11 protein-coding genes and 2 pseudogenes are annotated in these 13,048 nt (G+C 53.8%); 6 read left to right on the top strand and 7 right to left on the bottom strand.

Translation table 11 applies throughout. The features are described 5' to 3' along the window. Positions 1-279: pseudogene (locus C8R21_RS13925) on the top strand (transposase); the annotation flags it as partial. A 184-nt stretch (positions 280-463) separates the two neighbouring features. On the opposite strand, the gene C8R21_RS13915 reads toward C8R21_RS13925, so the two are convergent. Next, positions 464-931: a hypothetical protein gene (locus C8R21_RS13915; protein WP_146162503.1), complete on the bottom strand. Its 468-nt coding sequence runs from the start codon at positions 929-931 to the stop codon at positions 464-466. Positions 932-1,348: 417 nt separating this feature from the next. Between C8R21_RS13915 and C8R21_RS13910 the strand changes: the two are divergent. Together C8R21_RS13910 and C8R21_RS13905 are read left to right on the top strand one after the other, a co-directional pair. Continuing rightward, positions 1,349-1,621, top strand: a pseudogene (locus tag C8R21_RS13910) (transposase); the annotation flags it as partial. Between the two features lie 294 nt (positions 1,622-1,915). After that, positions 1,916-2,413, top strand: a complete 498-nt coding sequence (locus tag C8R21_RS13905) for an SRPBCC family protein (protein ID WP_107763248.1) — start codon at positions 1,916-1,918, stop codon at positions 2,411-2,413. 15 nt (positions 2,414-2,428) lie between these two features. On the opposite strand, the gene C8R21_RS13900 is transcribed toward C8R21_RS13905, so the two are convergent. Then, positions 2,429-2,758, bottom strand: coding sequence for a hypothetical protein (locus tag C8R21_RS13900; protein ID WP_107763242.1), 330 nt, complete (start codon positions 2,756-2,758; stop codon positions 2,429-2,431). 391 nt (positions 2,759-3,149) lie between these two features. On the opposite strand from C8R21_RS13900, the gene C8R21_RS13890 reads away from it, so the two are divergent. The 3 genes from C8R21_RS13890 (at position 3,150) to C8R21_RS13880 (ending at position 8,807) form a co-directional block, all read left to right on the top strand. Continuing rightward, positions 3,150-4,148 carry a YheT family hydrolase gene (locus tag C8R21_RS13890; RefSeq protein ID WP_181258957.1) on the top strand — a complete coding sequence of 333 codons (999 nt, stop codon included), beginning with the start codon at positions 3,150-3,152 and terminating at the stop codon, positions 4,146-4,148. Between the two features lie 230 nt (positions 4,149-4,378). Next, positions 4,379-7,921 carry a DNA polymerase III subunit alpha gene (gene dnaE, locus C8R21_RS13885; RefSeq protein ID WP_107763240.1) on the top strand — a complete coding sequence of 1,181 codons (3,543 nt, stop codon included), beginning with the start codon at positions 4,379-4,381 and terminating at the stop codon, positions 7,919-7,921. 151 nt (positions 7,922-8,072) lie between these two features. Next, complete coding sequence (locus tag C8R21_RS13880; protein WP_107763239.1) at positions 8,073-8,807, top strand: YggS family pyridoxal phosphate-dependent enzyme; 735 nt, start codon at positions 8,073-8,075, stop codon at positions 8,805-8,807. Positions 8,808-8,832: 25 nt separating this feature from the next. On the opposite strand, the gene C8R21_RS13875 is transcribed toward C8R21_RS13880, so the two are convergent. From C8R21_RS13875 to C8R21_RS13855, 5 genes are all read right to left on the bottom strand, one after another. Further along, positions 8,833-9,093, bottom strand: coding sequence for a YfhL family 4Fe-4S dicluster ferredoxin (locus C8R21_RS13875; RefSeq protein ID WP_074975010.1), 261 nt, complete (start codon positions 9,091-9,093; stop codon positions 8,833-8,835). 2 nt (positions 9,094-9,095) lie between these two features. Next, a complete protein-coding gene (gene coaD, locus C8R21_RS13870) occupies positions 9,096-9,593 on the bottom strand; it encodes a pantetheine-phosphate adenylyltransferase (RefSeq protein ID WP_107763238.1) in 498 nt (165 codons plus the stop codon). Continuing rightward, on the bottom strand, positions 9,586-10,137 hold the full coding sequence (gene rsmD, locus C8R21_RS13865; RefSeq protein ID WP_074975008.1) for a 16S rRNA (guanine(966)-N(2))-methyltransferase RsmD: 552 nt from the start codon (positions 10,135-10,137) through the stop codon (positions 9,586-9,588). The genes coaD and rsmD overlap by 8 nt, the downstream gene beginning before the upstream one ends. 62 nt (positions 10,138-10,199) lie before the next feature. Next, complete coding sequence (locus tag C8R21_RS13860) at positions 10,200-11,510, bottom strand: M16 family metallopeptidase (protein WP_107763237.1); 1,311 nt, start codon at positions 11,508-11,510, stop codon at positions 10,200-10,202. Between the two features lie 16 nt (positions 11,511-11,526). Further along, positions 11,527-12,945 (bottom strand): M16 family metallopeptidase, encoded by a 1,419-nt coding sequence (locus C8R21_RS13855; RefSeq protein WP_107763236.1) that lies wholly within the window; start codon positions 12,943-12,945, stop codon positions 11,527-11,529. Between the last annotated feature and the right edge of the window lie 103 nt (positions 12,946-13,048).

Here is a 13,048-nt window from a genome sequence, read left to right as displayed (position 1 = left end):
GCCCAAGGCAAAAGAGTTGCTGGCAGATCGCGGCTATGATGCTGACTGGTTCAGGGCAGCCCTCAGAGAAAAGGGTATTACGCCCTGCATTCCCCCCAAGAAGAACCGTAAAACCCAGATCGAATACAACAGGGAACTCTACAAGCAACGCCACAAGGTTGAAAACATGTTCGGCAGGCTCAAGGACGGCGACGCATTGCCATGCGTTATGACCGTTGTGCCCACACCTTCTTCTTCGCCATCTGTATCGCCGCTACCGTCATCTTCTATCTCAATTAATGAGTCCTGAGCCTAGAATCTGTCACGGCCTACCAAATGCAGAATACCTTTTGACCCCTCTGGCCCAGAAATGATAGCAAGCAGGCGAATCTCCGGTACCAGTATCAGGCTCTTTCCAAACCGCTGTTCACGCTTATTGCGGTAATTGCTCCACCGATTTTTGTCCCAATTCTCCCCTATCACATCATCCTTGCATAATCTGCCGCCGGGCATTGCATCCAGGGATTTCAAACTGTTCCAGGTCAGGATGAAAAGTGTGGAAGAAAAAGTCATGCAAGGGGTGGTTTGCCATACGCCAGCGCCGTTCGAGTTCAGGAATTCGCAAAGCGAGTATGCGGTGTGGAATATTATCCGCATAAGGTAAGGGAACGAGACTGGCACCAGGGAAAGCATCCTGGAACATTAATCCCAGATACAGCTTTTCAAGGGGTGGGCGTGCGCCAATGACTATCCAGTCGACCTGCAGGGAGACGCATGCAAGATAGAGCTGCTTTAAAACAGCATTGCGTACCGTCCGGGCTTGGGCACCCCCGCTGACAACAAAGCGCGTGGCTTCCGCTACTCTGCTTGCGCGAAGGTATTCCGGCAGCAAGATTGCATGTTCCAAGGGAAGTGGCGCTTGAATATTGGTTTGAAGTCTTGAGGTCGCCACGGGACTTCCATCAGCTTTTGAAGTGGCCAAAAAAATGAACGAGCAGTTGCGTGAGTCTTCCGGTTCGGGAAAGGCAAGCTTAAGAGCGAATTGCGGTAGATGACGTCCATACCTGTCTTTCCGAAGTCTTGTACACTGGGCGAGTTCTTCAGGCGTGCGAACACGCCCTATGGCAAAGGGAAGATATTCAACTTTCATATTGCCTGGTTCTTTTAAAATCTGGTTCCCTCAATCCATCTGGGATTGAAAGAGTTACTCATAGAAACAAGCGCGGAAGTATAAGTACTTAAGCGACTTGGCGCTTGCCTATCTGACCCTCCATCCACTTCATAGGATGAGTGCCTGGAGTAACACCTGTAGTGGTTTAATTTGCACGGACACCTTGATAGGTGGATTATTCACTTATGGAGGGGGATTATGAGGATTGAACGCAAGGCCCACAGGCAGTTTGGCGCGAACTTCAAATTGGAGGTTGCGCGCATGGTGAAGGATCAGGGCTTGAGTGTAGCCGATGTTTGCTGCAACCTGGATTTGGGAGAGACTGCGGCTCGGCGCTGGGTACAGCAGTATGCTGCAGAGTTGGATGGACAGGCAGGAATTGGCAAGCCGCTCACTGCCGAGCAGCAACGTATCCGGCAGCTGGAGGCGGAGAATCGGCAGTTACGGATGGATAATGACGTTTTAAAAAAGCCTCGGCCTTCTTTGCGGGAACTGAAATGACCTACCGGCTGGTTCGTCATCATTTCTTGCTGCCATCCAGATCAGATGCATCGCCCTTTGGCTCAAAATCTCGTGACTACATTATCCAGAATAAACTTGCTAAACCACTTTCCGACCCAGGCGAATACGTCCAAAAACGGTAACGACCTCTTGTAATACCCAATGAGAAACGCCTCCTTCTTGCTATTCCTGTGGTCAATGCCATTCATGGCAGGATCGTCAGCAGATTCGCCCCAGGGTAGGGACATCGAAGTTCAGGTCAGCATGGTCGGGGAAAACATTATTATTGATCTTAATTTTGCTGTGCCAGCAAGCCAGCAGGAGGTCTGGGACGTGCTCACCGACTTCGACGGTATGGCTGATTTTGTCTCCAACTTGAAGGAGAGCAAGATTGTCAGTGTTTCTGAAGACAAGTTTACTATTTTCCAAAGCGGGGCTGCCACTTACGGCCCCATCCGTTATCCGTTCGAGTCAACACGGGAAGTAAGATTGATCCCTTACGATAAAATATTGACACATCTGGTCAGTGGCAACATGCACAAATTGGAAGGTACTACTTACCTGACTGATGAGGCCGGGCTGACTCGCGTGGTCCATCGTACTGAGGCTATCCCGAAAGTCTGGATTCCTGCGGTAGTGGGAAAAGTGTTTATCGAGCATGAAATGCGGGAGCAGTTTAATGAAATGAGAAATGAAATAATCAGGAGGAAGAGGGCGATCCTAAAGAAAGGACATGAGAGAAACAGGACGAGCGATGACTAAGCAGTGGCCCTGCCACTAAAATTTTATGCGGGAACTGATTGTCTCGTATATCTTCGAACTGAATGCGGTCGCCTGCTGGATAATCTCCCGCTCGGATGGGTCCTTGATCTTTCCCGTCCTCGTTAGCTTTTCGCCGACTCTGTAACCATTCGCCCACGCCGCATCGCAAATGGGGTCACCAAAAACATGCTTCTTTTCGGCAATATGCGCGGCTAATCCGCTCAGGAATTTGTCGTTTGTGCCTGAAAAATAACCTCCTATCGTACAGAGCTTGTAATCCTCTTCGGTGGCGGTAACGGTGGTGGAAAAAATCGCAAAAAACAACAACAAAAACAGTTTTTTCATGCTGCTCCTTAAAGATTTAGATTCATGACTTGCCGTTCAGCGGAACCTGCGCGGGATGAGGATCAACCGAGATGGATGAAATATTGTTTCTCTTCCTGGCGTCCCGGTAACTTCAAAACGGGCAACTGCAAAATGGAAGTGCGAAGGTACATCTATTATAGTACTGCTGTTCCGGTGTGCGATACAGGTCGGTCTTGCCTTCAGCCGATCCGCAACAATCAGGAGCACAAGGAAATCTTCGGCTGGACCATCCGCTTTTTTTATTACTATATTTAAAACGTGTCGAGGGCGGCAGTTCGCTCATTCCGAGATGGCAAGGATTATAAGACCTGATGTGAAAACATTCCTTTCCTCCATATCCATTCAGCCAGCAAGACCTTATGTCGCCCCGATGTGGCTGCGGGGGGGCCACGCCCAAACCATCTATCCCTATTTTCTTGCCCGCCCTTCGATTCCCTACCGGCGCGAGCGCTGGGAGCTGGATGATGGAGATTTCATCGATATCGACTGGCTGGAGGGCGCGAGGGATGCGCCCCTGGTAGTGCTGTTTCATGGCCTTGAGGGAAGCTCGAACAGCCACTATGTCGTGAGCACCATGACCCTGTTTCGGGAGATAGGCTGGCGCGCGGCCGTGGTACATTTTCGTGGCTGCTCCGGTTCACCGAATCGGCTGCCGCGCGCCTATCATGCGGGCGATTCGGCAGAGATCCACTGGGTATTGGAACGCATCAATGTCAGAGAAAGGCAGCCCGGCTTACAACACTCTTCGATTTATGCGGTCGGAGTATCGCTGGGAGGCAACGCGCTGCTGAAATGGCTGGGTGAGCAGGGCAGACAGGCGTGCCGGTTGGTGGATGGAGTTGTGGCCGTTTCCGTGCCCCTCGATCTTGCCGCGGCGGGGAATGCTCTCGCTTCCGGCTTCAATCTGCTCTACACGCGCCATTTTCTCGATACGCTCAAGCGCAAAGCGGTTGGGAAACTCGACCTCTTTCCGGATTTGTTCGATCCAGCCGCGGTCGGCGCCTGCACCACATTGTATGAGTTCGACAATCTCGTAACTGCACCGCTCCATGGTTTTCGCAATGCGGAGGACTATTGGAATCAATCGAGCAGCAAACCATGGCTCAAGTACATTGAAGTGCCCACCCTCGTTGTAAATGCAATCAACGACCCGTTCATGCCGGCGCATGCCTTGCCCACCTGTGCAGATGTTTCTTCCAGGGTCGTCCTGGAATACCCGGACGAGGGAGGGCATGTAGGCTTCCTCGATTCCCCGTTTCCCGGCAGGCTGACCTGGTTGCCGGAAAGAATCGTCAGATTTTTTGGCAGGCAAGGGAACCGGGCTGTACTGCAAGCCAGCGATGCAATGCCGGCAACCCAGATTTCCTGACCAGGATTGTCGTCGCACTTTTCGTCGCATCTTTCAAACTTCCCCATTAAAAATACTGCCGTGCTGGCACCGGACTCAGAGTCCAGAATGGCATCCGGATATGAAACTGCTGTCCTCTGGCAGGGACCTTTATGCGGTTAACTGGTGTAAAATGCCCCATGTAATTTAGTCGGCTTCCCGAGTCGGCTTGCTGCCACAGTCCCTAACCTTTCGCCGCATCAGTCCTCCAAGTGCCTGCTCCGACAACGTTTATTCATCTACGGTTGCACAGCGAGTATTCCGTAGTAGACGGCATCGTTCGCATAGACGAGGCGGTGGCCAAAGCCGTTGCCGAGGGAATGCCAGCCCTGGCGCTGACCGATCTCTCGAACCTGTTCGGCCTTATCAAGTTTTACCAGGAGGCGCGCAATAAAGGAATAAAGCCGATTGTCGGCTGCGATGTGTGGATCAGTAACGACATCGATCGGGACAAATCCTCTCGAATGCTGCTGCTGTGTCAATCCTATCCCGGCTACCTCGCGCTGTGCCGCCTGCTATCGCGCGCCTACCGGGAAAATCAATACCGGGGACGGGCGGAAATCAGGAAATCCTGGTTAAGCGACGGCGATCTCGGGACGGAAGGCTTGCTTGCTCTTTCAGGCGCCAGTCTGGGCGACATAGGGCTGGCGCTTATACACAATGACTTCGATCAGGCCCGTACCCTTGCACAAGGGTGGGCGGAACTCTTCCCCGGCCGCTTTTATATCGAAGTGCAACGGGCAGGGCACGCCAACGCCGAAGTGCTGGTGCAACGTTCCCTTGCTTTGGCCGCGGCCTTGCGTATCCCGGTGGTGGCAACGCACCCGGTGCAATACCTGAATCCGGAAGACTACCGCGCGCACGAGGCAAGGGTCTGCATTTCGCAGGGCTACGTGCTGGGCGATCGCCGCCGCGCAAAGCATTGCACCGAGGAGCAATATTTCAAAACCCAGGCGGAAATGGCCGCCTTATTTGCCGACATACCTTCGGCGCTTGCCAATACCGTAGAAGTTGCCAGGCGATGCAATCTTGCCCTGGAACTGGGAATCAATCGCCTTCCCCAGTTTCCGACGCCGAATAACGAAAGCCTGGAGCTGTACCTGCGCAATCAGGCCAGCGCAGGCCTGGAAAAACGCATGTGGGCGCTTTTTCCTGATCCCGATCGACGCGCTGCGGAGATGCCGAGGTATCGCGCCCGGCTGGATTTCGAAGCCGATACTATCGTCCAAATGGGCTTTGCCGGATATTTTCTGATCGTGGCTGATTTTATCAACTGGGCCAAGCAGAATGACGTGCCGGTCGGGCCGGGACGGGGTTCCGGAGCGGGTTCGCTGGTTGCTTATTCCCTCGGCATTACCGATCTGGACCCGCTCCGCTATGATCTGTTGTTCGAGCGCTTTCTCAATCCCGAACGCGTCTCCATGCCCGACTTCGATATCGACTTCTGCCAGGACGGGCGCGAACATGTCATCGAATACGTGAAACAGAAATACGGGGCCGAGAGCGTTTCACAGATCGCCACTTTCGGCACCATGGCGGCCAAGGCGGTGGTAAGGGATGTGGGCAGAGTGCTGGACCTGCCTTACAACTTTGTCGATCAGCTGGCAAAACTGGTCCCTTTCGAACTGGGCATGACCCTGAAAAAAGCGCGGAAAGAAGAGCCGCAATTGAATCAACGCGCAGAAGCGGAGGAGGAGGTCCGCAATCTGCTCGAGCTGGCCGAACGGCTGGAGGGACTGACGCGCAATGTGGGCATGCACGCAGGAGGCGTGCTGATTGCTGCAGGAAAGATTACCGATTTTTGTCCCGTATATTGCGCGGACGGGGGAGAATCGGTCGTAAGCCAGCTTGATAAAGATGATGTGGAGAAAATCGGTCTGGTGAAGTTCGATTTTCTGGGATTGAGGACTTTAACCATACTCGACTGGAGCGTGCGGTATATCAGGCAGCGCGAGTCGGACAAGACGGGCAGGACGGAGAACGATCCCGGAACTCAACCGTTTTCGCTTGAGAACCTCCCGCTGGATGACCCCGGTACCTACGCGCTGATGCGGCAAGGTAACGCGGTGGGAATCTTCCAGTTCGAATCGCGCGGCATGAAGGATCTTTTGCAGAAGGCCAGGCCGGACCGCTTCGAAGACATCATCGCGCTGGTAGCCCTGTATCGTCCCGGACCGATGTCGCTGATCCCGGAATTTATCGAACGCAAGCATGGTAAGCGAGTGGTGGAATATCTCGATCCGCGCCTGAAACCGATACTCGAGCCTACCTACGGCATCATGGTTTACCAGGAACAGGTGATGCAGATCGCACAGGTGATTGGCGGATACAGCCTTGGGAGCGCCGATCTGCTGCGCCGGGCCATGGGCAAGAAAAAGCCTGAGGAAATGGCTTTGCAGCGCGATATCTTCGTGTCCGGCGCAGTGAAGAATGGGCTGACAGAGGACGGCGCTGCCGAATTGTTCGACCTGATGGAAAAATTTGCCGGCTATGGATTCAATAAATCCCATGCAGCCGCGTATGCCTTGATAGCCTTCCAGACCGCCTACCTCAAAGCGCATCATCCGTCTGAATTCATGGCGGCCACCCTGTCTGCCGACATGGATGATACGGACAAGGTACACATATTTTTTGAGGACAGCATTGCCAATGGGCTGGTTATCCTGCCTCCCGATATCAACCTGTCCGGTTATCGCTTTGTCCCGGTAGACGAGAAAACCATACGGTATGGCCTGGGGGCAGTAAAAGGAACAGGAGAATCGGCAATAGCGGCCATCATCCAGACGCGCGATGAGGGAGGCCCTTTCAGCGACTTGTTCGATTTCTGTCATCGGGTAGACAAACGTATTGTTAACCGGCGCGTAGTGGAATCCCTTATACGCGCGGGCGCATTCGATGCCATCGACAGCCATCGTGCAGCCTTGCTGGCATCGGTTGGAATCGCTCTCGAATCGGCGGAGCAGGCGGAACGCTCGATTAACCAGGTAAGCCTGTTTGGAGAGGGAACGGATGTCATCGAGCGGCCGGCCTTAGTCAAGGTGCCCGTATGGCCGGAAAAGGAAATGCTGAAAAATGAAAAACTGGCTCTCGGGCTCTATTTGAGCGGTCATCCCTTCAACGCCTACAGGGAAGAATTGAATCATTTCGTGCGCACCCGCCTGGATCGACTGGTGCCTCAGCGGGAACCGCAACTCCTCGCAGGCATCGTATACGCAATACGCATACAGGTAACTCGACGAGGCAGAATGGGCGTGATCGTGCTGGATGATGGGAGCGGTCAGGTGGAGCTCGTTGCGTATAGCGAGCTGTTCGAGTCTGCCCGCAGCTGGTTGAAGGAAGATCAGCTTGTGATCGCGGAAGCAAGAGTCAGTAACAGGATGGGCGATGATGAGTATGGAAACGGACTGCGGATAACCGCCGATGTGCTGTATGATCTGGATAGCGCCCGTTCCCGTTACGCCAGGCGAGTGGAGGTGCATTGCAATGGCTCCTCGAGCGCTACCAGATTGAAAGAACTGCTTGCGCCCTACCGGCTCGATGTAGGCAGTGTTGGCAGTGTCGGCACAAAAAAAGGGTCTGCCGGTAATTCGAGCGACGTCAACGCGGAGGTTTGTCCTGTGCGGATTGTCTACCGGAACCAGAATGCCGGCTGTGAGCTCGAACTGGGCGATGCATGGCGCATCCGCCTGCGCGAGTCGGCGCTGCAATCCCTGGCCGCGCATTTCAAGATGGAAAATGTCAGAATCGTCTACTGATGATCTATACCAACTATCTCTGGAGAAGATTCGAATGGGAAGCATTCTTGACCCCAGGGATGAGTAGTTCTACTATGCTCACGCACACCCTCAACTATCGTTCCACCCTCCCCGGCCAGGTTGCCCGGAGTGGCTGGTAAAAGGCAGAAAATTGGAACCGAACACATCAACCGTCGCCTCTGGATTGAAAAAAGTAAGAGCCCATATCGCAGAGATCGCAGAGAAGGCAGGCCGGCAAGCCGGGGAAATCACGCTTTTGGCCGCGAGCAAAACCAATCCCGCAGAGCGCTTGCGGGAAGCGTTTGTCGCAGGACAAACCATTTTCGGCGAAAACTACTTGCAGGAAGCGCTGGAAAAAATGCCGGCGCTTAACGATTTACCGATCGAGTGGCATTTCATCGGCCCCATACAGAGCAACAAGACCCGACGCATCGCAGAGAACTTTGCGTGGGTACACAGTGTAGACCGCAAAAAAATTGCCGAGCGTTTGTCGAAGGACAGGCCCGCATCCCTTCCCCCGCTTCAGATATGCTTGCAAGTCAATGTAAGCGGGGAAGACAGCAAAAGCGGTGTGGCACCGGAAGAGGTAGTCGATCTGGCAGCGCATGTTGTCGAATTGCCGCGGTTGAGGTTGCGGGGGGTAATGGCAATCCCGGAACTGACCAAATTCACCGCTTTGCAGCGCAGCCAGTTCCGAATGCTGAAAGAAGCCTACGACCAGCTCAAGCAGAGCGGATATGATGTGGATACCATCTCGATGGGGATGTCGGAAGACCTCGAACTCGCCATTCAGGAAGGAGCAACGATGGTGCGGGTCGGTACAGCCATTTTTGGGCCGAGGCGCTACCCTATCCCGGAGGAGCTTGCCCGGCAAGCACAGCCCTGAACAAACCTTTCTCGTTCGACATCGGCTACCCCTGAATCGCTTGTCCGGTAAGGTCGAGGTATTTTTTGTATAGCTGCTCTCGGGTTTCAGTGATGTCCGGGTTGAGAACGATGCAGTCTACCGGACATACTTCCACGCATTGCGATTCTTCGTGGTGTCCTACGCATTCCGTGCACAGATCAGGGTTTATTTCGTAGTACTCCTCGCCGGGCGAAATGGCACTGTTCGGGCACTCGGGCTGGCACACGTCGCAATTGATGCATTCATCAGTGATCATTAAAGCCATGGCTACCTCGATGATTTATCCTTCGACTCGATCTTCATTCCAAGTTGCGTCGAAATAAGGGGATGCACGAACTTTTCTATATTGCCACCGAATAAAGCGATTTCGCGCACGATAGTGGCGGATATAAACATGTATTGCTCGGAGGGCGTAAGAAACAAAGTCTCGACGTCCGGATAAAGCGTACGATTCATTCCTGCCATCTGGAATTCATATTCGAAATCCGAGACAGCACGCAAACCGCGCAGGATTACCCTGGCATGCTGTTGTTGCGCAAACTCCATCAGCAAACCTGAAAACGGCATGACTTTAACGTTGGGATAATCCGTCAGCACCTGGCGCACCATCGCCACCCGCTCATCCTGCGTAAAGAATGGTTTTTTTCCGCTGCTTGCAGCGACCGCTACCACCACTTCCCTGAACAAACCGGAGGCACGCCGCACCAGATCTTCATGGCCCCGGGTAATGGGATCGAAAGTACCAGGGTATATCGCTTTATCCATTTAATTTATTTATTGTGGAACTCAATAAGTGATAGCACACCTTTCCCGCATGTCCCCTGCGCCGCACTGCCCATCCCTCAAACTCTGCAGGGCAATCGTTTTCCAGATAAACTACTCCTCCGTCGGCAAGATGCGCGTGCAATTTGGGCAGTAGCCTGGGCAAAAAATCGAGACGATAGGGTGGATCGAGAAATATCACATCGAAGCGGCGTCGATCGGAATCAATAAAATTCATGGCATCGGCTCCCGCCAGTTCAATGCGCGTGGCTCCCAGTTTCCGGGCTGTGGCTCGAAGCGCTTTCAATACCACAGGGCTGGATTCCACCATCACGACTTCCGGGGCTCCACGCGAAGCTGCTTCGAAACCCATTGCCCCGCTGCCCGCGAACAGGTCGAGGCAGCGCTTGTGGCTCATATCCTGCCCCAACCAATTGAAGACCGTCTCGCGCACCCGGTCAGGGGTGGGACGCAGGTCCATATCATTGGGGAAAGTCAGGATGCGGCTGCGCCACTCACCCCCTATGATTCGAACCCTATTTCTCATCGGGAGTGCAATGAAAAAAGAGAAAAACTTCTGTCAGGAGGTAGGGGCTTGCAAAAAGTGCTTTACTTTCCACTCGTGTCCGGAAGACCCACCACCACCGTTACCATGCCGGATGGGTTGATGCGTCTCTGGAAAGCCTGGGTTACCTGGGAGATGGTTACCTTCGATACCGCCTTTACATAATCATTCAGATAGGTCAGGGGTAGATCGTAAAAACCGATCATGGCGAGGTACCCGAGTATCTTCTTGTTACTGTCGATGCGCAGCGGGAAGCTGCCGATGATATTTTTTTTGGCTTCGATCAGTTCTTTTTCCGTTGGCCCTCCGGCAATAAAATCAGCCAGGACTTTCCGGGTTATGGAAAGCGCCTCTTCAGACTGTTCTTTCTGGGTTTGCAATGCAATCTCGAATGGTCCTTCTTCTTTCAGGGGGGTAAACGAGCTGTGAACACTGTAGGCCAGCCCGCGTTTCTGGCGGATTTCCTCCATCAGGCGTGAGGTGAATCCACCTCCGCCAAGGATGTGATTACCCACGATGAGAGGAAAATAATCGGGATCATCGCGTTTGAGTCCGGGATAGGCGAGCTGGATATGACTCTGGGTAGCCGGATGGGCGATCCGCTGTGTGTCCGGTGCGGGTGGTGTCACTTCCGGAATGCTTTGTCCTCGTCTCTCGCGTGACAGATCCCTCGTCAGGGATTCGGCAATCGCTGCGGCTTCGTCACGGCTTACATCTCCCATGATGGACACGACCGCGTCTCCCGACGTATAGAGAAACCGGTGAAAATCAATTAGATCCTGACGCCCCAGTTTACTCACGCTCTCGATCTCACCCGAACCTCTCAGTCCATAAGGATGGGTACCGTAGAGCATTTTCATCAGCGATCGGTCGGCAATATTGCCGGGTTTGGTATCCGCTTCCTTGAGCCCTGCAATGACACGCGCTTTTTCCCGCTCCAGGACATATTCAGGAAACTCCGGGTGCTGAATGACCTTGCCAAACAATTCCAGGGCGCGGTTACGCTCGCGCGCGCTGCTCAATGTTCTGAGCGTGATCCCCGCCCGATCCTGATCGAAATGGGCCCCCAGCTGCGCGCCGACATCAGCGAATCCCTTGGTGAGCTGGTCTTCGGTCAATCCTCCCGCTCCCAGGTTCACGAGATGCAAGGCCATCCCCGCGCGGCCTGATTTATCAGGTGTGTCGGTGCTGCTACCCGCACTGAAATCCACACTCACATCAAGAATAGGCAAATCGCGGCTTTCGATGAAGTAAACGCGGGCACCCGAGGCTGCCTGCCAGTGCTGGATTGGCAGAGTGGCGTACGCCCATTGGGAATAAAAGCCCAGCAGAAGGAAAAATAGGTGACGGAGCATCTCTCAACCTCGCCGCTTAATGTCGCAATCCCGCCGGTACTGCCGCGGGTGCTTTCTGTTCCAGGGGCTGCGGATCGAGTACCGCAATCGTCAGATTATCGTCCTTCAAGTATTTTTTTGCCACATCGCGCACCTGTTCAGGAGTAACCGCTTGCAATTTACGCAATATGATGTCTACATCGCGATAGGACAAACCTATGCTTTCGAGCTGGCCGATCTGCATTGCCTGGAAAAACATGGAATCGAGCTGAAAAACGTGTCCCGCTACCACCTGTGCCTTGACACGCGCAAGCTCCTCCTCTGTCACGCCCTCACGTACGAGCCTTTCGATCTCGGCACGCAACGCCGCTTCTACATCAACCACTGTTTTTCCTTCGCTCGGTGTGCCATCGAGATAAAACGCTGCGGGACCCCGCGCGGTGGAATCATAGCTGGCGCCTGCGGCGCTGGCAACGCGCTGCTCGCGCACCAGAACCTTATTGAGTCGCGCCGATTCGTTCCCATCCAGCACGCCCGCCAGCATTTCGAGTGCGTACGGCTCCCAGTCCTTTTCCGGCTTGCGCAGCGATGGAGCATGATAGGCCATTGCAACGTAGGGCAACTGTGCAGGCGCCTTCACTGTCAGCCGCTTGATACCGAGCTGCTTCGGCTCGATCTGCGGCTTGCGTTGATCCAGGGGCAGTATGGACTTCGCCTTTTTTATCTGTCCGTAGTATTTTCGCGCCAGATCGAAGACCTGCCTCGGGACTACATCCCCGACCACCACAAGCACAGCATTATTGGGCGCATACCAGCGTTCATACCATTGCCTGGCGTCCTCCACAGTCATATTCTGCAGATCGTTCATCCAGCCTATCACCGGATGCCGGTAAGGGTGCGACTGATAGGAGGTCGCCATAAGTGTCTCATGCACCAGGGAGCGCGCCTGATCATCCGTACGCAACCGCCGTTCTTCCATCACGACTTTGATTTCCTTGGAAAACTCCTCTTCTGTCAGCACCAGGTTGCGCATCCGGTCCGATTCCAGTTCCATCGCTAGCGGCAGGCGGGATTTATGCAATTGCTGAAAATAGGCCGTATAATCCTGTCCCGTGAAAGCGTTTTCACGCCCCCCCGCCGCTGCGATAAGGCGGGAAAACTCGCCGCCGGGTACTTTCTTCGTGCCCTTGAACATCATGTGCTCAAGCACGTGGGCGACCCCAGTCCTGCCGTTTACCTCGTCAATGCTCCCCGCCTTGTACCAGATTTGTGAGATGACGACCGGGGAACGATGGTCTTCCTTGACGATGAGCCTCAAGCCGTTACCGAGAATGAATTCATGCGTGCTGGCAGGAGCGGCGGGGGAGAACAACGAGATGGGAATTATGAGAGCTGCCCATAGGCTAGCCGGCAAAAAGCGGCAAGTCGGCAAAAAGCGAAAACACGGATAAGTCATCTTCTTTTTTAATTAATACCTGAATCCGGATAAACAGAATAAAATCCGGAATAAGATTTGCGTGAGATTTACATCGAAGTCCCGAATACTGACAGCCTACCAG

This window comes from Nitrosospira multiformis, from assembly GCF_003050865.1.
Taxonomy (GTDB): Bacteria; Pseudomonadota; Gammaproteobacteria; order Burkholderiales; family Nitrosomonadaceae; genus Nitrosospira; species Nitrosospira multiformis_E.
This window is presented reverse-complemented; position numbering and strand designations above follow the sequence as displayed.